Origin of the sequence: Stenotrophomonas sp. PS02297, from assembly GCF_029959705.1 — a bacterium.
In the GTDB taxonomy this organism is placed as follows: Bacteria; Pseudomonadota; Gammaproteobacteria; order Xanthomonadales; family Xanthomonadaceae; genus Stenotrophomonas; species Stenotrophomonas nitritireducens.
This window is the reverse complement of sequence record NZ_JASCOS010000025.1, coordinates 15,984-38,572: the sequence shown is the minus strand read 5'-3', so window position 1 is coordinate 38,572 and position 22,589 is coordinate 15,984. Positions and strand designations below refer to the sequence as shown.

Annotated in this window: 19 protein-coding genes; 16 read left to right on the top strand and 3 right to left on the bottom strand. The window is 68.9% G+C overall.

Annotated features, from left to right (window positions below; translation table 11 throughout):
- The first annotated feature begins 444 nt into the window (after positions 1-444).
- The gene (locus QMX80_RS07730; RefSeq protein WP_055771615.1) at positions 445-1,719 is read left to right on the top strand and encodes a citrate synthase; all 1,275 of its coding nucleotides are present in this window, start codon (positions 445-447) and stop codon (positions 1,717-1,719) included.
- Between the two features lie 64 nt (positions 1,720-1,783).
- Here QMX80_RS07730 and QMX80_RS07725 read toward each other — a convergent pair whose 3' ends face one another.
- The 3 genes from QMX80_RS07725 to QMX80_RS07715 form a co-directional block, all read right to left on the bottom strand.
- Complete coding sequence (locus tag QMX80_RS07725) at positions 1,784-2,482, bottom strand: hypothetical protein (protein ID WP_282276289.1); 699 nt, start codon at positions 2,480-2,482, stop codon at positions 1,784-1,786.
- 3 nt (positions 2,483-2,485) lie between these two features.
- On the bottom strand, positions 2,486-3,133 hold the full coding sequence (locus QMX80_RS07720) for a hypothetical protein (protein WP_282276288.1): 648 nt from the start codon (positions 3,131-3,133) through the stop codon (positions 2,486-2,488).
- An 83-nt stretch (positions 3,134-3,216) separates the two neighbouring features.
- The gene (locus tag QMX80_RS07715; RefSeq protein WP_282276287.1) at positions 3,217-5,646 is read right to left on the bottom strand and encodes a penicillin-binding protein 1A; all 2,430 of its coding nucleotides are present in this window, start codon (positions 5,644-5,646) and stop codon (positions 3,217-3,219) included.
- 216 nt (positions 5,647-5,862) lie between these two features.
- On the opposite strand from QMX80_RS07715, the gene QMX80_RS07710 reads away from it, so the two are divergent.
- From QMX80_RS07710 to QMX80_RS07640, 15 genes are all read left to right on the top strand, one after another.
- Complete coding sequence (locus QMX80_RS07710) at positions 5,863-6,921, top strand: pilus assembly protein PilM (protein WP_055771603.1); 1,059 nt, start codon at positions 5,863-5,865, stop codon at positions 6,919-6,921.
- Positions 6,921-7,595, top strand: coding sequence for a PilN domain-containing protein (locus QMX80_RS07705; protein ID WP_282276285.1), 675 nt, complete (start codon positions 6,921-6,923; stop codon positions 7,593-7,595). The genes QMX80_RS07710 and QMX80_RS07705 overlap by 1 nt, the downstream gene beginning before the upstream one ends.
- Complete coding sequence (pilO, locus tag QMX80_RS07700) at positions 7,592-8,269, top strand: type 4a pilus biogenesis protein PilO (protein ID WP_282276283.1); 678 nt, start codon at positions 7,592-7,594, stop codon at positions 8,267-8,269. The genes QMX80_RS07705 and pilO overlap by 4 nt, the downstream gene beginning before the upstream one ends.
- Complete coding sequence (locus QMX80_RS07695; RefSeq protein WP_055771594.1) at positions 8,269-8,805, top strand: pilus assembly protein PilP; 537 nt, start codon at positions 8,269-8,271, stop codon at positions 8,803-8,805. The genes pilO and QMX80_RS07695 overlap by 1 nt, the downstream gene beginning before the upstream one ends.
- A 21-nt stretch (positions 8,806-8,826) precedes the next feature.
- Positions 8,827-10,710 carry a type IV pilus secretin PilQ family protein gene (locus QMX80_RS07690; protein ID WP_282276281.1) on the top strand — a complete coding sequence of 628 codons (1,884 nt, stop codon included), beginning with the start codon at positions 8,827-8,829 and terminating at the stop codon, positions 10,708-10,710.
- A 118-nt stretch (positions 10,711-10,828) separates the two neighbouring features.
- Positions 10,829-11,839 carry a MoxR family ATPase gene (locus QMX80_RS07685; RefSeq protein ID WP_282276280.1) on the top strand — a complete coding sequence of 337 codons (1,011 nt, stop codon included), beginning with the start codon at positions 10,829-10,831 and terminating at the stop codon, positions 11,837-11,839.
- Positions 11,840-11,891: 52 nt separating this feature from the next.
- Positions 11,892-12,815 carry a DUF58 domain-containing protein gene (locus QMX80_RS07680; protein WP_282276279.1) on the top strand — a complete coding sequence of 308 codons (924 nt, stop codon included), beginning with the start codon at positions 11,892-11,894 and terminating at the stop codon, positions 12,813-12,815.
- Positions 12,812-13,267, top strand: a complete 456-nt coding sequence (locus tag QMX80_RS07675) for a DUF4381 domain-containing protein (RefSeq protein ID WP_282276278.1) — start codon at positions 12,812-12,814, stop codon at positions 13,265-13,267. Before QMX80_RS07680 ends, QMX80_RS07675 begins: the two co-directional genes overlap by 4 nt.
- Entirely contained in the window at positions 13,267-14,262 is a 996-nt protein-coding gene (locus QMX80_RS07670) for a VWA domain-containing protein (protein WP_282276277.1), read from the top strand. Before QMX80_RS07675 ends, QMX80_RS07670 begins: the two co-directional genes overlap by 1 nt.
- Entirely contained in the window at positions 14,259-16,028 is a 1,770-nt protein-coding gene (locus QMX80_RS07665; RefSeq protein WP_282276276.1) for a VWA domain-containing protein, read from the top strand. Before QMX80_RS07670 ends, QMX80_RS07665 begins: the two co-directional genes overlap by 4 nt.
- Positions 16,029-16,045: 17 nt before the next feature.
- Complete coding sequence (locus QMX80_RS07660) at positions 16,046-17,722, top strand: BatD family protein (protein WP_282276274.1); 1,677 nt, start codon at positions 16,046-16,048, stop codon at positions 17,720-17,722.
- 176 nt (positions 17,723-17,898) lie between these two features.
- Positions 17,899-19,221 carry a dicarboxylate/amino acid:cation symporter gene (locus tag QMX80_RS07655; protein WP_055771570.1) on the top strand — a complete coding sequence of 441 codons (1,323 nt, stop codon included), beginning with the start codon at positions 17,899-17,901 and terminating at the stop codon, positions 19,219-19,221.
- A 169-nt stretch (positions 19,222-19,390) separates the two neighbouring features.
- A complete protein-coding gene (gene tkt, locus QMX80_RS07650) occupies positions 19,391-21,397 on the top strand; it encodes a transketolase (RefSeq protein WP_282276270.1) in 2,007 nt (668 codons plus the stop codon).
- Positions 21,398-21,810: 413 nt separating this feature from the next.
- Positions 21,811-22,191 (top strand): VOC family protein, encoded by a 381-nt coding sequence (locus tag QMX80_RS07645; RefSeq protein ID WP_282276268.1) that lies wholly within the window; start codon positions 21,811-21,813, stop codon positions 22,189-22,191.
- A 20-nt stretch (positions 22,192-22,211) separates the two neighbouring features.
- Positions 22,212-22,580, top strand: a complete 369-nt coding sequence (locus tag QMX80_RS07640; RefSeq protein ID WP_055771559.1) for a VOC family protein — start codon at positions 22,212-22,214, stop codon at positions 22,578-22,580.
- The last annotated feature ends 9 nt before the right edge of the window (positions 22,581-22,589 follow it).

Below are 22,589 nucleotides of genomic sequence, written 5' to 3'. Positions count from 1 at the left end.
CCGGGGGCGGGGGGGGGGGGATTTGTTAAAACCACCCACCCCCGCGGCGGCGCGGGGCGGGGCCGCTGTTTTGTTGCCGCCTTCTTCCATGGCGGCGAGCCGTGCGCCAACCGCAAGCCGACGCCGCGACCGCGCCGGCCGCCTCGGGGTGCCTGTCATTCCCTGGCAGTCGTTCGCCGGCGGCATTGCTGATGCAGCGAATGCTTCCCGCCGGAGCTTCCATGCCGTTCACCGGCCGCCTGAACTCCGGCGTACCCGCAGGCGGCGTGATCGCGACGCTGTGTCGCAGGCATGCGCCGTCCATAGGACTTTCGTCTGGCAACCGGCAAATGCTGCTGTGCGATAATGGCGTGAATCCGCGGTGGAAAACCGCGGAACTTCTTTCACGCGCCTGCCCGTCATTCCTCGTCAGGACAGGCGCCTTCCACTTGAGGAGCGCACACTGTGTCCGATCTTGATCAGGTCACGCTCAACGCCGGCGACAAGTCGGTCGTTCTGCCTGTAGTCAAACCCGTCCTGGGCAACGACTGTGTCGATATCTCGAAGTTGACCAAGGAAACCGGTCTCTTCACCTACGATTCCGGTTACACCGCCACCGCCAGCTGCAAGTCGGCCATCACCTACATCGATGGCGACAACGGCGTGCTGTTGTACCGCGGTTACCCGATCGAACAGCTGGCCGAGAAGTCCAGCTTCGTCGAAGTGGCCTACATGCTGGTCAATGGCGAGCGCCCGGACGCCGCGCAGCTGAAGGCCTTCGAGGCCGAGCTGGCCGAAGAGGCCGGTGTCGACGCGTCGATCAACACGCTGATCGGCAGCTTCGCCAAGGACGCGCACCCGATGGCGATCCTGGCTGCCTCGATCGCGCAGCTGTCGGCCAAGTACCACGCTTCGCTGGACCTGGCCGACGCCGAGCAGCGCCGCAAGGCCGCCGTGCGCCTGATCGCCAAGGTGCCGACCCTGTCGTCGCTGATCTACCGCCATGGGCAGGGCCTGCCGGCCAACACCCCGGACACCTCGCTGGACTACGTCAGCCGTTTCCTGAAGCAGACCTTCGAGTCGGCCGACGGCAAGTACGAGCTGAACCCGAACGTGGTGAAGGCGCTGGACCTGCTGTTCATCCTGCACGCCGACCACGAGCAGAACGCCTCGACCTCGACCGTGCGTCTGGTCGGCTCCACTGGCGCCAATCCGTATGCCTCGGTCGCCGCCGGCGTCACCGCGCTGTGGGGTCCGGCCCACGGCGGCGCCAACGAAGCCGTGCTGAAGATGCTGGAAGAGATCGGCAGCGCCGACAACGTCGAGTCCGCCGTACTCAAGGCCAAGGACAAGACCTCCGGCTTCCGCCTGATGGGCTTCGGCCACCGCGTCTACAAGAACTTCGACCCGCGCGCCAAGGTCATCGGCAAGATGACCCAGAGCGTGCTGGAGCAGCTGAACCTCAAGGATCCGCTGCTCGACGTCGCCATCAAGCTGGAGCAGGCGGCGCTGCAGGACGACTACTTCGTCGCCCGCAAGCTGTACCCGAACGTCGATTTCTACAGCGGCATCATCTACAAGGCGCTGCAGATCCCGACCGAGATGTTCACCGTCATGTTCGCCCTCGGCCGCACCGCCGGCTGGGTGTCGCACTGGCTGGAGCAGCAGGTCGATCCGGAAATGAAGATCGGCCGCCCGCGCCAGGTCTATACCGGCCACGACGTGCGCGACTACAAGTAAGTCCGTCGGCGCAGCGATGCGCCTGCACGGCAGCAAGGAACCCCGCTCCGGCGGGGTTCTTCGTTCATGGCATCGTGGGCGCGCCTTCCTGGTGCAGAGAGTGGAGCAGGTGCCACAGGCGGACTTCCTCCTCGCTCCCTGAATCGCGTTTCCGCGCGGCGTAGTGCCCGTTCACGCAGGCCTCCAGGAAGAGGGTGTGGCCATCGAGCCGCGGCGCGGGCGTCCCGGTTGGAACGACCTGCGGCGAGAGCCATAGCGCCTCGGATGCCCACGCCGCACGGATCTCCTCCATCTGCTGCCTGGGAAGGCTGCGGACCGTGACCGGGCCCGGGGCGTCGGATGCGAACGGACGGTGCCCGGGCGGTGGCGGCAGTTCCCGGGGTGGCGGGACATCTGTCTGGAACCGGACCGTTATCGTGCTCGCCTGCACCTGCAACACCGCGTGGATGTAGGGCCGATCCCAGCTTTCGGTTGTGTAGATGGAATAGGTGTCGAGCTCTGCGCCGGTATCGCGCCCGCGCGCCGGGTTCCCGCACCGGAGGGCCAGGTTCGCCTCCAGCGGACGGTTGCCGGCATACCAGAGCAGCCAACGGCTGTCAGCGTCGGTCTGGCCCAGTGGAATGGAGGGCAGCGGAATCCAGGGCGTCGCGACCGGGAGGGTGGGGCGGCGGGAAAACGGGAGGATCAGGGCGAGCGCGACGGCGGCGGATACCGCCGCAGCGGTGATGGCGATCCGGTGGATGCCGATGCGATGTACCCGCATGCCTCACCTGGAATCCGCGGCATTCTGGCTGGAAGGGGTTTCCAGCAGCTGCCGCAGCTGCGCCAGCGTCGCCCTCGGTAGCGGTCGTCCGTCGTCACTGGAAACCGGCGGATGGCGCAGGGCGTCCTCGGGCAGCACGATCAATTCGAAGGCGATGCCGTCGGCGGCGAATTCCCAGCCCGGATAACGTTGCCGCGATGCCTGTCCGGCCAGCTGCAGCAGCGACGTGCGCGCCTCGGCGGGAATGCGCTGCTCGTGCAGGAAGCGCTGTACGGCGTCGGTGTCGTCGCAATGCAGGTGCAGGACCACCGGGCTGCCGCCATCGGCGGTGCCGGCGAGCACCGCGCCGGCCAGGCGCGGATGGAAGGCATACAGGAACTGCATGGCCTGCACGGCCGATTCGCGATGTCCGCGCAGCGCCGCCGGCTGGGAGTCCATGTCGAACAGGCGCTGCTGCTCGCGCAGCACCTCTTCGACCTGTGCCTGGCGCGGCCACCGCGCTTCGTCGTGGATGCCGAGCCGGCCGGCCGCCTTGCGCCGGGCCTGGTCGAGATCGTGGATGCCGCTTTCACGGACCAGGCGGGCGGCTTCCTGGGCGATCAGCAGCCGCTCGCGGCTGCCGCGTTGTGCATTCGGTAGCGGGCGTGGCATCGTTCGTCCCCTGGTTGTCGGCGGCCCGCGCCGGAACCCGGGCCGGTGCGGGAAGGCGGCCCGTGCCGCCTTCCCGGCGTGCGTCAGAAGATATCGAACGCGGCGTCGTCGGCCTGCTGGTCGTGCTGGTCGAAGTCGAATTCCTGCATCCGGTCCAGATCCTCGACCTTGATCCATTCGGTGGCGCCGTTGATCGTGGCTTCCACCATGCCCGAGGGCGGGTCGTTCCTGGCGATCGGCGCGTCCTTCAGCGCCACGCGCATGTAGTCGATCCAGATCGGCAGCGCTGCGCGGCCGCCGTATTCGCGGTAGCCCAGCGAGCGGAAGTCGTCGCGGCCGACCCAGACGGTGGTGGCGAGCGCGCCGCCGAAGCCGGAGAACCAGGCATCGCGGTGGTCGTTGGTCGAGCCGGTCTTGCCGCCCACGTCCTCGCGGCCCAGCACCTTGGCCGCGGTGCCGGTGCCGCGCTGGACCACGTCGCGCATCATCGACACCAGCTGGTAGGCGGTACGCTCGTCGATCGCGCGCGGCGCGGTGCGGGCGTCGGGGTCCGGTGCCGCCGGCTCGGCCTTGGCTTCGGCTTCGCTGGCGACGGCGTCGGGCCTGGCCGGTGCGGGCGTGGCCTCGGCGCCGAAATTGAAGCCGTCCACGACCTGGCTGGCCGGCATCGTACCGGCGGCGCCGCCGCAGCCGCGGCAGGCCAGCACCGGGTTCTCCTTGAACACCACGGTGCCGTCGCGGTCCCTGATCTCGTCGATGGCCCAGGTATCCACGCGCGAGCCGCCGTTGGCGAACACCGCGTAGCCGCGCGCGACGGAGAGCGGCGTCAGCGAGGCGGTGCCCAGCGACATCGACAGATTCGGCGGCAGCTCGGCTTCCTGGAAGCCGAACTCGCTGATGTAGCGGCGGGCGAAATCCACGCCGATGCTGTCCAGCAGGCGCACCGACACCAGGTTGCGCGACTGCACCAGCGCTTCGCGCAGGCGCATCGGGCCGCGGAAGCCGCCGCCGTCGTTCTTCGGCTCCCAGGTCTTGCCGCGCCGGTCGCGGAACACCACTGGCGCGTCGAGCACGATCGAGGCCGGATTGAAGCCCTTGTCGAAGGCGGCCGCGTACAGGAACGGCTTGAAGCTCGAGCCCGGCTGGCGGCGCGCCTGGGTGGCGCGGTTGAACTTGTTGCCGGCGAAGCTGAAGCCGCCGACCAGGGCGCGCAGGGCGCCATTGCCGGTGTCCAGCGAGACCAGCGCGGCCTGGCCGAGCGGCAGCTGCTCGATCAGCCACTCGTCCTCCTTCTCGCCGCTGCGCACGCGGACAAGGTCGCCGCGCACGACCAGCTTGGCCGGGGTGCGCGTGGTCCAGCGGCTGGCGGCCACCGGCAGGACCAGTTCGGCCCGGTTGGCCAGCACTACGCTGATGCTGCCGTCGGCATGGACCGCCGAAACGATGGCAGGCAGCAGCCCGGACTGCGACGGGATCGCGGCGATATGGCGGGCGAGCGCCGCGGCGTCGGCATCGGCCGGAACGTCAAAATGCTGTTCCGGTCCACGCCAGCCGTGGCGGTGGTCGTACAGCAGCAGGCCGTCGCGCACGGCGATGTTGGCCGCTTCCTGCATCTGGCTGTCGATGGTGGTGGTGACCCGGTAGCCCTTGTTGAGAACGTCGCCACCGTGCAGGGCGATCATCTCCTGGCGCACCATCTCGGCCACGTAGGGGGCGTTGACCTCGATCGGCGGCTCATGCGGCGTGGCGTGCATCGGCACCGCCTTGGCCGCATCGGCCTCGGCCTGGCCGATGAAGCCCAGGTCGGCCATGCGCTGCAGGACATAGTTGTCGCGGCGCTGGCGCGCGCGCTCCGGATTGCTGATCGGGTTGCCGCTGGACGGGAACTTGGGAATGCCGGCCAGCGAGGCCATCTCGTCCAGGTCCAGCTCGCCGAGCTTCTTGCCGTAGTAGTACTCGGCCGCGGCGCCGATGCCATAGGCGCGGTTGCCGAAGAAGCTCTTGTTCAGATACAGCGCGAAGATCTCGTCCTTGCTCAGTTCACTCTCGATCTTCCGCGCCAGCAGGATCTCGGCCAGCTTGCGGGTGTAGCTGTATTCGGAGCTGAGGAAGAACTGGCGGGCCACCTGCTGGGTGATGGTCGAGCCACCCGGCACGCGCTTGTCGTTGGTGGTGGCCAGCAGCCATACCGCGCGGGCGATGCCCTTGTAGTCGACGCCGCCGTGTTCGTAGAAGCGGGCGTCCTCGGTTGCAAGGAACGCCTGCTTCAGGCGTTCGGGCACGTCCTTCATCTCGATGGGGTAGCGCCGGGTCTCGCCGAACACGGCCATCAGCTTGCCGTCGCTGGCATAGACGTACATCGGCTCCTGCAGTTCCACCTCGCGCAGGGCCTGCACGTCGGGTAGCTTCGAGGAAACGACGTAATAGAGGGCGCCTGCGGCGATCGCGCCAACCAGGGCCAGGGCAACGAACAGGGCCAGCAGCCAGCGCAGCCAGCGGCGGAAACGGGGCATCAAGCAGGATCCCGATTGCGGATTTCGTGGCCGCAGAGTATAGAGTACGCCGAGGAATGGCTGGGGCCGTTTCTGGGGACAAGCAGTTGGGGGTGGCTTCGCTGACGTGACGGGTTTCTCGGCCTGCATGCGGAGCGGTTGCCAACCGCTAAAAATTCATTATTAATGCGCGGGCGCAACACATGCGTCCAAGTGCCCGTCGGCAGGGGAGAAACCGTGGGGCTTATCCCAAAGAGTCAGCCACCGATCATCGGTGTTGACATCAGTTCGACTGCGGTGAAGCTGCTTCAGCTCGCCCGCAGCGGCAACCGCTTTCGCGTGGAACATTACGCCGTGGAACCGCTTCCGCCGAATGCGGTGGTGGAAAAGAACATCGTCGAGGTCGAGGCGGTTGGCGAGGCCATCCGCCGCGCGGTGGCGCGTTCGGGGACCCGCGCCAAGGGCGCGGCGGCCGCGGTGGCCGGTTCGGCGGTGATCACCAAGGTGATCCCGATGCCGGCCGAGCTGGATGAGGCCGACATGGAAGCCCAGGTCGAACTGGAGGCGGTGAACTACATCCCGTATCCGATCGAGGAAGTGAGCCTGGACTTCGAGGTACTCGGGCCGGTGCCCAACAACCCGGAAATGGTCCAGGTGCTGCTGGCGGCCTCGCGCTCGGAAAACGTCGAACTGCGCCAGTCGGCGCTGGAACTGGGCGGGTTGACGGCCAAGGTCATGGACGTGGAGGCGTTCGCGATCGAGAACGCCTTCGCGCTGGTGGCCAGCGAGCTGCCGGTGGCCAGTGACGGCGTCGTGGCGCTGGTGGACATCGGCGCTACCATGACCACGCTCAACGTCCTGCGCGGCGGACGCAGCCTGTACAGCCGTGAGCAGGTGTTCGGCGGCAAGCAGCTCACCGACGAGGTGATGCGCCGCTACGGCCTGAGCTACGAGGAGGCCGGGCTGGCCAAGCGCCAGGGCGGCCTGCCGGAGAGCTATGAAGTCGAGGTGCTGGAGCCGTTCAAGGAGGCCACGGTCCAGCAGATCGGCCGCCTGCTGCAGTTCTTCTATGCCGGCAGCGAGTTCAATCGCGTCGACCACATCGTGCTGGCTGGCGGCTGCGCTTCGCTGCCGGGCCTGCCGACGATGGTCGAGGAGCAGCTGGGGGTGAGTACGTCGGTGGCCAATCCGCTGGCGCAGATGACGCTGGGGCAGAAGGTGCAGGCGCATGCGCTGGCCCAGGATGCCCCGGCCCTGATGATCGCCACCGGCCTGGCCCTGCGGGGGTTCGACTGATGGCACGCATCAATCTATTGCCATGGCGCGCCGAACGGCGCAAACAGCGCCAGCGCGAGTTCTACGCCATGCTGGGCTTGGCCGCCGTCGCGGGCGTGCTGCTGTCGCTGCTGCTGTATTTCTATTACGACGGGCAGGTCAGCGGCCAGAACGAGCGCAACGCCTACCTCGAGGCCGAGATCGCCAAGGTCAAGGAGCAGAACAAGGAGATCGACCGGCTCGACAGCCAGAAGAAGCGCCTGCTCGCCCGCAAACAGGTCATCGAGGAACTGCAGGGCAAGCGTTCGCAGATGGTGCATCTGTTCGATGCGCTGGTGCGCACCATTCCCGACGGCGTGGTTCTGACCGCGCTCAAGCAGGAAGGCGAGACCCTGACGCTGGAGGGCCGCACGCAGTCCAACGCGCGGGTCAGTACCTATATGCGCAACCTGGAAGGCTCGGGCTGGATGTCCAATCCGGAGTTGACGGTGATCGAGGCCAAGGCGCAGGAAACCTCGGGTTCGGCGGTGGACATCAAGTCGCTGCCTTACGTCTTCACCTTGAGGGTGAGACTGCCGGCGCCCGGCGAGAACGCGGCGCAGCAGGCTGAAGCAGGGGCCGCCGCATCGGCCACGGCAGCGCCCGCGGTGGCAGCCCCTGCCGCCGACACGGCGCAGAAGGAGGCCCGCCCGTGAGCCAGAAGAAGAGTGGTTTCAACAATCTGGACCTCAACAACATCGGCAACTGGCCGCAGGGCCCCAAGCTGGTGTTCTGCGCCCTGCTGGCGGTGCTGATCCTCGGCCTTTCCTACCTGCTGGTGATCCGCGGCGCGGCGGAGGAGCTGGAAGGGCTGGAAGCCAAGGAAGTGGAGCTGCGCGCCAAGTTCGAGGAAGAGCAGAAGCGTGCGGTCAACCTCGAGCCGCTCAAGCAGCAGCTCGCGCAGATGGAACAGGTGCTGCAGCAGATGCTGCGCCAGCTGCCCAGCAAGACCGAGATGCCCGACCTGATCATCGACGTATCGCAGACGGCGCTGTCCAGCGGCCTGAACAATGAATTGTTCAAGCCCGGCGACGAACAGCTCGAGGAGTTCTATGCCGAGAAGCCGATAGCGTTGCGCCTGGTGGGCAGCTACCACCAGTTCGGCGCCTTCGTCAGCGGCGTGGCCTCGTTGCCGCGCGTGGTGATCCTGACCATGCATGACATCAACCTGAAGCCGCGGGATCCCAAGGCCGGTATCTCCGCGCGCAGCGGCGCGCTCGAGTTGTCGGGAACGGTCAAGACCTACCGCTATCTGGACGACAACGAGCTGGCAGACCAGGAAAAGAAGGCCGCCGATGAAGAAGCGGCACGCAAGAAGGGGGGCAGGTGATGAATGGTTCCCTTCGCATCCGGGCGTTCGGTGCGGCGGTTCTGCTGCTGGCCGCGACCGGTTGTTCGCGCGACATCACCAGCACGCCGGGCGATGCGCCCAATCTTGAGAAGTGGGTGGCCGACGTGCGTGCGCGCCCGGCCACGCCGCTGGATCCGCTGCCGGTGATGCAGCAGTTCGAGACCTTCGAGTATTCGGCGCAGGGGCTGCGCGATCCGTTCAGCGATGCCTGGGCCAATCCGGAAGGGAACAGCGCGCTGCGGCCGGATCCGAACCGGCGCAAGGAGCCGCTGGAAGCCTTCCCGCTCGACAGCCTGGACATGGTCGGGACGATCGGCAACGGCGCCGGCATGGTCGCGCTGGTGATGGGGCCGGACAAGGTGACCTACCGCGTCCGTCCGGGCGTGTACCTGGGGCAGAGCGATGGCCGCGTCACCAGCGTGCGCGAGGACGGCATTGAGCTGATTGAACTGGTGCCCGATGGTGCCGGCGGCTGGCTGGAACGTCCGGCTTCGCTGGCACTTGACGATCGATGAATGATTATTGGGGATAGCACGATGACTTTTTCCAAAGCCCTGAGCCTGCGTCCCGCCCGGCGCCAAGCGATGGTCCATGCCCGCGCATTGGGAGTTGCGCTGGCCTTGGTCTGCGGCTCTCCGTTCGCCGCCTTTGCCGCGGACGCTGTTCCGTCCGTTGCGGCGCAGCCTGCGGCGACCGTCGCGATCACCAAGGTCGACTTCAAGCGCGGCGACGACGGTGCCGGCCGCCTGGTCCTCCAGTTCGACGGACAGGGCGCCAGCCCCGACCTGCGGACGCAGGGCAACAGCGTCGTGGTCGACATGGGCAATGCGACACTGCCGGCTGAGTTGCAGCGTCCGCTGAACGTGGTGGATTTCGCCACGCCGGTGCAGCGCATCGACGCCAGGCCGTCGGGCCATGGCTCGCAGCTGGTACTCAGCACCCAGGGAGCGTTCGAGTCGCTGGCCTACCAGTCCGGCAACGAGTACGTGGTGGAGATTTCGCCCCGTCAGGAGCAGGCCGCGACCGGTGCGGTTACCACCCGGACCGTGGCGCAGGCCGCGGCGACGGTTGCCGCCCGCGGCTACAGCGGGCGCCCGGTGACGTTCAATTTCCAGGACGTGCCGGTGCGTACCGTGCTGCAGCTGATCGCGGAGGAGTCCAACCTCAACGTGGTCGCTTCCGATACCGTGCAGGGCAGCGTGACCCTGCGCCTGGTCAACGTGCCCTGGGACCAGGCGCTGGACATCGTCCTGCGCGCCAAGGGCCTGGACAAGCGCCGCGATGGCGGAGTGATCTGGGTCGCGCCGCAGCCGGAGCTGGCCAAGTTCGAGCAGGAAAAGGAAGACGCGCGCATCGCGCTGGAAGAGCGCGAAGGCCTGGTGACCGAATACATCCAGATCAACTACCACAATGCGGAAGCGATTTTCAAAGCCCTGACCGAAGCCAAGGGGATTGGCAACAACGGCAATAGCGGCAGTGGTGGTGGTGCCAATGGTGGTCAGCGCGAGAACGGCTTCCTGTCCCAGCGCGGCATGATCGTGGCCGACGAGCGCACCAACACCTTGATGGTCAGCGACATCCCCAAGAAGATCGCGCAGATGCGCGAGCTGATCGCGGTCATCGACCGGCCGGTCGACCAGGTGTTGATCGAGGGGCGCATCGTGATCGCCACGGACACCTTCGCGCGCGACCTCGGTGCGAAGTTCGGCGTCAACGTCAACAACATGAATGCTGCAGGACGCGGTGATGCCTATGGCGGTTCCCTCGGTACGATCGGCAACACGACCGATGGCCGCGGACTCAACGTGAACCTGCCGGCCAAGACGTTCACCGAGAGTCCGGCTGGCGCCATCGCCTACACGCTGCTGCGTGGCGGCTTCTCGCTGGACGTGGAACTGTCTGCGATGCAGGAGGAAGGCCGTGGCGAGGTGGTTTCCAATCCGCGCATCGTGACCGCCAACCAGCGTGAAGGCGTGATCAAGCAGGGCAAGGAAATCGGCTACGTCACCATTTCCGGCGGCGGTGGCGCGGGTGGTGCGCCTACGGCAAACGTGCAGTTCAAGGAAGTGCTGCTGGAACTGAAGGTGACGCCGACCATCACCCAGGACAACCGCGTCTTCCTCAACATGAACGTGAAGAAGGACGAGGTCGACCGGATGCTGGAAGTGACCGACTACGGCACCGTGCCGGTCATCAACCGCCGTGAGATCAATACCGCGGTGCTGGTGGACGATGGCCAGACCGTGGTGATCGGTGGCGTGTATGAGTTCAACGACCGCAGCAGCGTGGCCAAAGTGCCGTTCCTGGGCGATGTGCCGTTCCTGGGCAACCTGTTCAAGAAGCGCGGCCGCAGCAAGGACAAGGCCGAACTGCTGGTGTTCGTGACGCCGAAGATCCTGCGCGTCGCCAAGCCGCACTGAGCCAGCTCCGGCTCGGCGATCATGGGAAGGCCGCCGCAGGGCGGCCTTCCCCATTGCGGGTCCTGCTGCAGGCCTCATGCGATGAACCATTTCATCGCGGATCGGTCAAACTGCCCCTATGAACCTGCCACCGCACATGTCCGAACCGCCGGTCGCCGAGAACGGCCTGCATGCGGCCTTCATCGCCCTGCGCGATGCCCTGGCCACCGAAATCGTCGGCCAGTCGGTACTGGTCGAGCGCCTGCTGGTCGCGTTGCTGGCCGATGGCCACCTGCTGGTGGAAGGGGCGCCCGGCCTGGCCAAGACCACGGCGATCCGCGCGCTGGCGTCGCGCATCGACGCCAGCTTCGCGCGTATCCAGTTCACCCCGGACCTGCTGCCGGCCGACCTGACCGGCACCGATATCTGGCGTCCGCAGGAAGGGCGCTTCCAATTCCAGCCCGGTCCCGTGTTCCATCCCATCCTGCTGGCCGACGAGATCAACCGCGCCCCGGCCAAGGTGCAGTCCGCCCTGCTGGAGGCGATGGGCGAACGGCAGGTGACGGTGGGGCGGAAAACCTACCCGTTGCCGACGGTGTTCCTGGTCATGGCCACGCAGAACCCGATCGAGCAGGAGGGCACCTTCCCCCTGCCCGAGGCGCAGCTGGACCGTTTCCTGATGCATGTACGCATCGGTTACCCGGATGCGGGCGCGGAAACCGAGATCCTGCGGCTGGCGCGCGAGCGCGCGCTGCGCGAGATGGATGCGGCCCCCGTGCAGTTGGAAAAACTGTCGCTGCAGCAGGTCGAACAGGCGCGCCGCGCGGTGCTGGAACTGCACATGGCGCCGCAGCTGGAGCGCTACCTTGTCGAACTGGTGCTGGCCTCGCGCGATGCGGCCGCCTATGACGCGTCGCTGGCGCGCCGTATCGCCTGGGGCGCGAGCCCGCGCGGTTCAATCGCGCTGGAGCGCTGTGCACGGGCCAAGGCGTGGTTGGCGGGGCGCGATTACGTGACGCCGGACGACGTGCGTGCGGTCGCGCCGGACGTGTTGCGGCACCGGATCCTGCCCAGCTACGAAGCGGCGGCCGAGGGCTGGGACGGCGAGCGTCTGGTCGCGGCGCTGCTCGACCGCGTGCCCCTGCCCTGAGACCGGCATGAGGGCGGCGGGGCGCGATGCGGAGCGCGGGAGCGAGGCGGCCATGGTGGCTGCACAGGCCGCGCCTGCGCCATCCGAAGGCGAGGGCATCGTGCCTTCGCTGGCAGAACTGATCGCGCTGCGGCGTTCGGCGATGCGGGGCCGCGACCCACGCCATGGGCTGCGCGGCGTGTCCGCGCGCGCGACATCGGCGCAGCGCGGGCGTGGCATGGAGTACGCCGAGTCGCGCGAATACGTCGCCGGCGACGATGCCCGCCACATCGACTGGAAGCTGAGCGCGCGTACCGGCTTCACCCATACCAAGACGTTCCAGGCCGAACGCGAACGGCTGACCCTGCTCGTGGCCGATACCGCGCCGGCGCTGTACTTCGGCACCCGCACGCGCTTCAAGTCGGTGCAGGCCGCGCGCGCCGGTGCGGTCGCGGCCTGGTCGGCATTGCGCGACGGCGATCGCGTGGCGGCATTGTGCAGCGGCCGGGAAGACGGGCTGGTGCCGCCCGCCGGCGGCATGCGCGGCGTGCTGCGCGTGCTCGATGCACTGGTGCGCTGGTACCAAGCGCCGTCCGCCGCCGGCGCCGGCCTGCAGTCGGCGCTGGAGCGCGCGACGCGCCTGCTGCATCCGGGCGCGCGGGCGCTGGTGCTGGCGGACCCGGCCAGCGCCCTGGCCGTGGCGCCGGCCACCTGGTCGGCGTTGTCGATGCACGTGGACGTGCGCCTGTTGCTGCTGGTCGATCCGCTGGAGATGCAGCCGCCGGAATGCCTGCTGCCGGTGGTGGCACCCGGCGGGCGCATGGAACTGGACCTGGCGGGCGGGGCGATGCGCGATGCCTGGTATGAAGCCTTCGTCGCCCCGGTCGAAACGCTGTGCCAGGCCTTGCCGGGCCGCAGGATCCAGGTGCAGGTGCTGGCCTGCGACGATGTCAGCGATGCCTGGCTGGGCGCCGCCGCGGGGAGGGGAGGCGGATGATCGGCACCTCCCTGCCGCTGCGCGACGTGCATCTGCCTGCGGCTCCCGGCTGGTGGCCGCCAGCGCCGGGCTGGTGGCTGCTGCTGGCCGCGATGCTGCTCGTCCTGCTGGTGGTCGTGGCGGTGCGCGTGCGCCGCCAGCGTCGGCGCCGGCGCTGGGAATCCCTGTTCGACGCATCGCTGGCGGCAATGGCCGGCCCGGCCGCCCGCATCGGCATGGCATCGGAACTGCTGCGACGCGCGGCCCGCCACCGCGACCCGCAGGCCGCGCTGCTGCAGGGCGAGGCGTGGCTGCGCTTTCTCGATGGCGGGCAGGGCCATGATTTCAGTGAGGGCGACGGGCGGGTACTGCTCGATGGCGGGTTCCGCCGCGAGGTCGACGACGCACCGGCCGCGCGTGCCTGCGCGCTGGCGCGCAGCCGCTTCATCGGCCTGATGGAGCGGCGCCGGTGATGGAACACCTGCACATGCTGCTGGGCGGCCTGCCGCAATTCGCCTGGCCATGGCTGTGGTTGGCCGTACCCCTGCCGCTGCTGATGGGGTTGTGGCCGCTGCGCAGCGGCAACGGCCCGGCGCTGCGGGTGCCCTGGGAGCCGGCGCGGTTGCAGATGGCGTCGCCGCGCCGGCGCGCGCCTTCGCTGCGCACGGTGCTGTTGTGGCTGGCGTGGCTGTGCCTGTGTGCCGCCGCCGCGCGGCCGCAGCAACTGGGCGATGCGGTCGAGCCGCCGCGGCAGGCACGGCAGATGATGCTGGCCGTGGACCTGTCCGGCAGCATGAGCGAGGACGACATGCAGCTTGGCGGCCGGGTGGTGGACCGGCTCACCGCGGCCAAGGCGGTGCTGGCCGACTTCCTCGATCGTCGCGAAGGAGACAGCATCGGCCTGCTGGTGTTCGGACAACGGGCTTATGCGCTTACCCCGCTGACCCGCGACCGTGCCAGCGTGCGCGAGCAGCTGCGCGACAGCGTGGTCGGGCTGGCCGGACGCGAGACCGCGCTGGGCGACGCCATCGCGCTGGCGGTCAAGCGCCTGCGCGAACAGCCCGAAGGCCAGCGCGTGCTGATCCTGCTGACCGACGGCGTCAATACCGCCGGCGTGCTCGACCCGCTGAAGGCGGCCGAGCTGGCCAAGGCCGAAGGCGTGCGCGTGCACACCATCGCCTTCGGCGGCAGCGGCGGATTCTCGCTGTTCGGCCTGCAGGTCCCGGGCGGCGAAGACCAGATCGACGAGGACACGCTGACCCGCATCGCCAACGAAACCGGCGGGCGGTTCTTCCGCGCGCGCGACACCCGCGAACTGGCCGGCATCTATGCCGAGCTGGATCGCCTGGAGCCGGTGCGCAGCGCCGGCCCGGCGCTGCGTCCGCGCCTGGAACGGTACGCGTGGCCGCTGACGGCGGCCCTGCTGCTGGGGATGCTGGCGCTGGCCTGGCCGGGGCGTCGCTCATGACCGCGTTCTGGGACAGCCTGCATTTCATCCGCCCCGATTGGCTGTGGGCCTTGTTGCTGTTGCCGGCCGCGCTGCTTGGTGGCCGCTACCGGCGCCGCCGCCGCGGGGACTGGCGCCGTGCGGTGGACGCGCACCTGCTGCCGCACCTGCTGGTGGGCGGCGGCAGGCACGGCATCGGCGGATGGCTGGCCCTGTTGGCCGGCCTGCTGCTGGCGGTGCTGGCCCTGGCCGGGCCGAGCTGGCGCCAGGTCGAGCGGCCATTGTGGGAATCGAAGACGCCGCTGGTCGTGGTGCTGGACCTGTCCAGCCGTACCGGCGCGGCGGACCTGCCGCCCAGCCGGCTGCTGCAGGCGCGCGCCAAGCTGGCGATGCTGCTGCGCGAACGCCGGGGCGGCGGCGTGGCGCTGGTCGCCTATGCGGACGAACCTTTCACCGTGGCGCCGCTCACCGACGATGCCGCCAATGTCGCGCTGTTCCTAGACGCGCTGGCGCCGGACATCATGCCGGTGGACGGGCAGCGGGCGGACAAGGCACTGGAATGGGCCGGTGACCTGCTGCACCAGGCCAGCGCGCGCGATGGCGCGATCCTGCTGGTCAGCGACCACGCCGATGCCGCGGCGCGGGCCGAGGCCGTGCGCCTGCGCGCGAACGGCTACCGGGTATCGGCGCTGGGACTGGGCACGCCGGTGGGAGCCGCCTATCGCGACCGCGAGGGGCATATCGGCCAAGCCCGGCTGGACGAAGGCGCGCTGCGTTCGCTGGCCGTCGCCGGCGGCGGCCGCTACGCGCGGCTGTCGGCCACGGATGCGGACCTGCAGTCGCTGGGCGTGCTGCAACCGCAGGCGGCCGATGGCGACCGGCCCGGTCGCGGCGCCGGCAAAACCTGGCAGGACGAAGGCTACTGGCTGCTGCCGCCGCTGATGCTGGTCGCGCTGCTGGCATTCCGGCGGCGCCGGCAGGCACTGGCCGCCGTCGTGCTGTGCCTGTGGCTGCCGCTGGCCATGCCTGCGCAGGCAGCCGGAAGCGGAGGCTGGTGGCAGCGCGCCGACCAGCGCGACCACCAGCGTCTGGCCGAAGGTGTCGAGGCCTACCGCAAGGGCGATTTCGCCGCCGCGCAGCGTCGCTTCGAGGGCATCGACAACGCGCAGGGCTGGTACAACCTGGGCAACGCATTGGCGCGGCAGGGCCTTTACGACGAGGCGGTCGACGCTTACGACCATGCGCTGAAGCTGGCGCCAGGCATGGCCGATGCGAAGGCCAACCGTGCCGCGGTCGATGCCGCGCGCAAGCGCAAGCCGCCGCCGGGGCAGCAGGGTGGCGGCCAGCAGAACAAGCCCGATACACAACAGGGCAAGCCATCGCCCGGGCAGCAGTCGCAGGACGGCAGGTCGCAGGATCCGCCATCGCAGAGCCCGTCGCAGCAGGGGCAGTCGTCGCAGCAGCAGAAGGACGCGCAACCCCCGCAGCCCGGCAAGGGCCAGCCCTCGGCGGACGAGCAGGGCAAAACGCCGCAGGCGGAAGATGCCCGGGGCCAGCAGCAGGCCGACCAGGCCCAGCGCGAGCGCATGGCCGAGGCGATGCGCCGGCAGCAGGACAACGACGGCGACGCCGCGAAGCGCGCGGCGCAGGCGGCGATGAGTCCGCAGGAGCGCGAGCGGCGGCAGGCGATGGAAGCGTGGATGCAGCGCGTGCCCGACGAGCCGGGCGATCTGTTGAAGGCGAAATTCCAGCTCGAATACGAGCGGCGCAGGCGGGAAGGGCGATGAAGCGGCGAAGCGTTCTGATGATGGCGTGGTTGTTCGCGTTGCTGGCCAGCGCCGCCGGCGTGCAGGCGCAGACCCGCGCGTGGCTGGATCGCGACCACATCGGCGAAGGCGGCGTGGTCACCCTCAACATCGAGACCGACCAGGCCGGCGCGGCGCCGGATTACACGCCGCTGCAGGCCGATTTCGCGCTGGGCGGGCGCACCAGCGGGCGGCAGACGCGCCTGGTCAACGGCAGCGTCAGCAATACCGCGCTGTTCGGCGTCGTGCTCAGCCCGCGCCGCAGCGGCGTGTTGGACGTGCCGCCATTGCGCGTCGGTGCGACGCAGACCCAGCCACTGCGGCTGACGGTCGAGGCCGCGCCGGTGGCCAGCCGCGCCAGCGATGCGGCGGCCTTCGTGGAAACCGAAGTCGACGACCCGCAACCCTACGTGCAGCAGAGCGTTGGCGTGGTGGTGCGGCTGTATTTCGCGACCCAGCTGGCGTCGGGCGAACTGGACCTGGCGACGCCCGCCTCCGCCTCGCTGCAGCGCGTGGGCCAGGACCGCAGCTCGTCGCGCGAAGTCGGCGGCCGCCGCTACAACGTGGTCGAACGGCGTTTCCTGCTGATCCCCGAGCGCAGCGGCCCGCTGCGGCTGGAAGGCGCGCGCTTCAGCGGCCGCGGTGCCGGCGGCTTCTTCGACGATGTCTTCGGGCGCGGCAACGGCGCGCTCAGCGCGCGCGCACCGGACCAGACCCTGCAGGTGCGCGCCGTGCCCGATGCCGCGCCGCAGCCCTGGCTGCCGCTGAAGGATCTGCGCCTGCGCTACACCGCCGCGCCGCAGTCGGCGCGGGTCGGCGAGGCGGCGACCCTGGAAGTGGAGGCCACCGCCGTCGGCGCCACGCGCGCTCAGTTTCCGGACCTGCCGGTGCCCGCGCTCGGCGACGCCGCGCAGGTATTCGCCGAACCGGTCCAGTACGACGAGACCTTCGACGGCAACGGCCCGCAACTGAAGCTGACGCGCCGCTATTCCATCGTGCCGCAGCAGTCCGGCACCCTGGTGGTGTCCGGTATCCGCCTGCGCTGGTGGGACGTGCGCGCCGCCGAGGCCAGGACCGTCGCGTTGCCCGACCTGAGCCTGCCGGTGGCGCCGGGGACTGCGGCTGCGATGCCGCCGCCCGTCGTGCCGGATACCGCCCTCGTCCCGGCGCCCGCGCCGCAGTCCGGCGATGGCGCGATTGCGCTGCAGGGCGGCCGCAGTCTGCCGAAGATGCCGTGGCCGCTGCTGGCGGCGGGATTCGCCCTGCTGTGGCTGGCGACCCTGGTCTGGGCGCTGGCCCGCCGGCGTGCGGCGCCGCGCCGCGACCTGCCGGCAGGAAACGATGCGGGGCGTCCCGCATCGGGCACGGCCACGCATTCGCTGGCCGATCTCAAACGCGCGCTGGATACCGGCGATCTGGACGACGTCGAGCAGGCGCTGCGTGGCATGGCCCGTCCCCCGGTCGCCGACCTGGACACGCTGGCCACGCGCCTGGGCAATGCCGTGCAGCGCGAGGCGCTGGATGCGCTGCGCCGCGCGCGCTGGGCCGATGGCAATGGAACCGCGGCACGGACCGCGCTGCGCGCGGCATTCAGCAGTGGGCCTTCCTGGCGGATGGACGAAGAAGCGCCGCCAGGGCCGTTGCCGCCGCTCTATCCCGGGCGCAGATCCAGCTGACCCTTTTCTGTCGAAGGCGCGTCCGCCGGCCGGTACGCGCCGATGGCGCCGCGCAACCAGGCGCGCGCGTGGCGAACGATGCGATGCCGGTGCGGGGGAACTGGCCCATATGGCAGGGGTGGCCGGTGTGCAGCTTTTGTTAAGCTACGCGACCTTTCGCCCGCGAGTACCGACGCATGCCCAACGCCCAAGCGCCAAGGAAACCCTCCATGCCGTTGCACATCAAGGTGCTGCTTGGGTTCATGCTGGGCACGATCGTGGGCCTGGTCGCACACGCCACCGCGGCCGACGCGGCCTGGGTGAAGACCACCATCGACTACGTCACCCAGCCATTCGGGCAGATCTTCCTCAACCTGCTGTTCATGCTGGTGGTGCCGCTGATGTTCTCGGCGCTGGTGCTGGGCGTGGCCGAGCTGGGCGACATCGCCTCGCTGGGCCGCCTGGGCTGGAAAACGCTGAACTACACCGCGGTGGTGACCGCGCTGGCGGTCGGCATCGGCCTGCTCTGCGTCAACCTGCTGCAGCCGGGCACGCACATGGACCCGGCTCTGGTCGAGCAGGCGATGAGCAACGCCAAGACCGGCGAGATCATCAGCAAGGGCAACGAACTGCGGCTGATGGACCTGCTGGTCAACATCGTGCCGCACAACATCGTCAATGCGATGGGCGACGACAGCAAGAAGCTGGGCATCGTGTTCTTCGCGCTGATGATCGGCATCGGCCTGGTGATGAAGCCGACCGCCGGCACCACCGCGTTCAAGAACGCCGTGCAGGGCCTGTTCGAGGTGTGCATGCACCTGATCGGCATGTTCATCAAGCTGGCGCCGTTCGCGGTGGCGGCCTTCATGTTCAACCTGACCGCACGGCTGGGCTGGGACGTGATCCAGAGCCTGATGTGGTTCGTGGTCACCGTACTGCTCGCGCTGGCGATCCATGGCTTCGTGGTCCTGCCGCTGTGGGTGCGGCTGCTCGGCGGAATGCCGGTGCGCACCTTCTTCCGCGGTACCCAGGAAGCCACGCTGACCGCCTTCGCCACCGCCTCCTCGTCGGCGACCCTGCCGGTGACCCTGCGCGTGGCCGAGGAGAATCTGAAGCTGCCGCGCAAGGTCTCGCGTTTCGTGCTGACCGTCGGCGCCTCGGCCAACCACCACGGCACCGCGCTGTTCGAGGGCATCACCGTATTGTTCCTGGCGCAGGTCTATGGCCTGCACCTGGGCATGCCGCAGCAGCTGATGGTGCTGCTGCTGTGCATCCTCGGCGGCATCGGCACCGCCGGCATCCCGTCCGGCTCGCTGCCGGTGATCGCGATGATCTGCGGCATCATCGGCATCAAGCCCGAAGGCATCGGCATCATCCTGGGCGTCAACACGTTCCTGGACATGTGCCGCACCTCGCTCAACGTCACCGGCGACCTGGCCACCGCCGTGGTGGTCTCGCACCGCAGCGGCGTGACCGACGACGAGGTGCCGGAAGTTCCGGACAACGCCGGCCATCATTGAGCCGGCCGCAAGCCGGAGCCGCGCGAAGGCCGCCCTTGGGCAGCCTTCGCCGTTCCGGAAACAGGCGCGGCTTGCCTGTGCCGCAGGCGGACATGGCCTGACCTGCCCGGTGCTCTGTGGGACAATGGGCCGCCCGCAGCTCCGCGGGAGCCTCCCGACCCGACGAACCATGACGCAGCCCACCCGCCGCCAGTTGGCGAACGCCATCCGTTTCCTCGCCGCCGATGCGGTGCAAGCCGCCAACTCCGGCCACCCCGGCATGCCGATGGGCATGGCCGACATCGCCGAAGTGCTCTGGAACGACTATCTCCGCCACAATCCGAACAACCCGAAGTGGTTCAACCGCGACCGCTTCGTGCTGTCCAACGGCCATGGTTCGATGCTGCAGTACGCGCTGCTGCACCTGAGCGGCTACGACCTGCCGATCGAGCAGCTCAAGGCCTTCCGCCAGCTCGGCAGCAAGACCGCGGGCCACCCGGAGCGCCATGAAACCCCGGGCGTGGAAACCACCACCGGCCCGCTGGGCCAGGGCCTGGCCAACGCCGTGGGTTTCGCGCTGGCCGAGAAGCTGCTGTCGCAGCGCTACAACCGCCCCGAATTCGAAGTCGTCGACCACCGCACCTGGGTGTTCATGGGCGACGGCTGCCTGATGGAAGGCATCTCCCACGAAGCCGCCTCGCTGGCCGGCACCTGGGGCCTGGGCAAGCTGGTCTGCTTCTGGGACGACAACAACATCTCCATCGACGGTGAAGTGGAAGGCTGGTTCACCGACGACACCCCGGCGCGCTTCGAGTCCTACGGCTGGAACGTGGTGCGCGGCGTCGACGGCCATGATCCGGAAAGCATCAAGGCCGGCATCGACGCGGCGCTGTCGCAGTTCGACAAGCCGACCCTGATCTGCTGCAAGACCACCATTGGTTTCGGCTCGCCGAACAAGGCCGGCCAGGAGTCCAGCCACGGCGCACCGCTGGGCAAGGACGAGCTGGAAGCCACCCGCAAGGCGCTGGACTGGCCGTATGGCCCGTTCGAGATCCCGGAAGAGATCTACGCCGGCTGGCGCGCCGGCGGCACCGGCACCCTGCGCCAGGCCGAGTGGGAGCAGCTGTTCGACAAGTACGCCGCGCAGTTCCCGGCCGAAGCCGAGGAGCTGACCCGCCGCTCGCACGGCGAGCTGCCGGCCGACTTCATTGCCCAGGCCGATGCCTACATCGCCCAGGTGCAGGCCGAAGCGCCGAACATCGCCTCGCGCAAGGCCTCGCAGAACGCCATCCAGGCCTTCGCACCGCTGCTGCCGGAAATCATCGGCGGCTCGGCCGATCTGGCCGGTTCCAACCTGACCCTGTGGAAGGGCGCGCATACCGTGGTCGGCGACGACCCGCAGGCCAACTACGTGCACTACGGCGTGCGCGAGTTCGGCATGAGCGCCATCGCCAACGGCTTGGCCCTGCACGGTGGTTTCCTGCCGTTCGACGCCACCTTCCTGGTGTTCAGCGACTATGCCCGCAACGCGCTGCGCATGAGCGCGCTGATCCCGGCGCAGGTCATCCACGTGTTCACCCACGACTCCATCGGCCTGGGCGAGGACGGCCCGACCCACCAGCCGGTCGAGCACGTCTCCTCGCTGCGCTACATCCCCAACAACGATGTGTGGCGTCCGTGCGATGCCGCCGAATCGGCGGTGAGCTGGAAGGCGGCGATCCTGCGCAGGGACAACCCGAGCTGCCTGATCTTCAGCCGCCAGAACCTGGCGCCGCAGCAGCGCAGCGCCGAGCAGGTCAAGCAGATCGAGCGCGGCGGCTACGTGCTGGCCGATGCCGCCGGCACGCCGGACGTGATCCTGATCGGCACCGGCTCGGAAGTGGGCCTGGCCATGGCCGCCAAGGCCGAGCTGGACGCGGCCGGCATCAAGACCCGCGTGGTGTCGATGCCGTCCACCAACGTGTTCGACCGCCAGGACGCGGCCTACCGCGAATCGGTGCTGCCCAATGCCGTGCGTGCCCGCGTGGCGGTGGAGGCCGGCGTCACCGGTTTCTGGCGCCAGTACGTGGGCCTGGACGGCGCGGTGATCGGCCTGGATACCTTCGGTGCCTCGGCCCCGGCCGACAAGCTTTACCAGCACTTCGGCATCACCACCGAAGCGGTGGTCGCCGCAGCCAGGGCGCAGCTGGCCAAGTAACGCGCGAAAGCGTTGCGAAGCGGAAAAGGCCGGGGATTCCCCGGCCTTTTCCTTGTCGGCCTATCACCACCTGGCCTGTAGAGCGGGGCAGCGCCCCGCTGGGGGCATTGTCGGCCAAGCCCCGCCGGGCGGTGCCCGGCGCTACAGAGTCACCGCGACTTCACCCCCCATGTAGAGCGGGGCAACGCCCCGCTGAGGCCTCACTAGGAAAGCCTCGCCGGGCGGTGCCCGGTGCTACAGAGCTGCATATGCCGGCGGCCTTGCGCGCCGCTTTCTTTGCGATCAAGTCGGGAAGCACTTCTTCCTGGGCGCGCTGGTTCCCTTGTTCCGGGCATGCGAGCATCCCGATGCCGGAAGCCCATCGTGGGTTTCCGATCCAGGCTGCCTGCATGGGGGCCATCCGGAGACCAACAATGAAACGCGTGACCGGCATCGGCGGCATCTTCTTCAAGGCGAAGGACCCGGCCGCACTGGCGGCCTGGTATCGCGATCATCTCGGGCTCGATGTCGCCGGCTGGAATGGCGCGGTCTTCCCGTGGGGCGGCGAGGGCAGTGCGCCGGGCATGACGATCTGGAGCCCGTTCGCCGCCGACACGACCTACATGGCGCCGGGCACCGCCTCGTTCATGATCAACTTCCGCGTCGCCGATCTCGATGCGCTGCTGCCGGTGCTACGTGCCGAAGGCTGCAACGTCGTGGACGGAACCGAAACCTCGGAGCAGGGCAAGTTCGGCTGGGTCATCGACCCGGAAGGCAACAAGGTCGAGCTGTGGGAGCCGCCTGCGGGGCAATAGCGCGCACCGTGGAGAATCCGATGAAAGTGAAGCGCATCGTCGCCAACATCCATACCGGCGAACCGGCCGCGGCCGACGCGTTCTACCACGCGATCCTCGGGCTGGAGCCGGTCATGGATCATGGCTGGATCCGCACCTATGCGGCAGCGTCGCGCATGATCCCGCAGTTGAGTTTCGCCGTCGAGGGCGGATCGGGGACGCCGGTGCCGGATCTGTCGGTGGAGGTCGACGATCTGGCCGAAGCGCTCGCGCGCATCCGCGCCGCCGGCATCGCCATCGAATACGGGCCGGCGCGCGAACCATGGGGCGTGCGCCGCTTCTTCGTGCGCGATCCGTTCGGCAAGCTGGTGAACATCCTGCAGCACGATCCGGACGCCGCGGGCGCCTGAGCGTCGGTG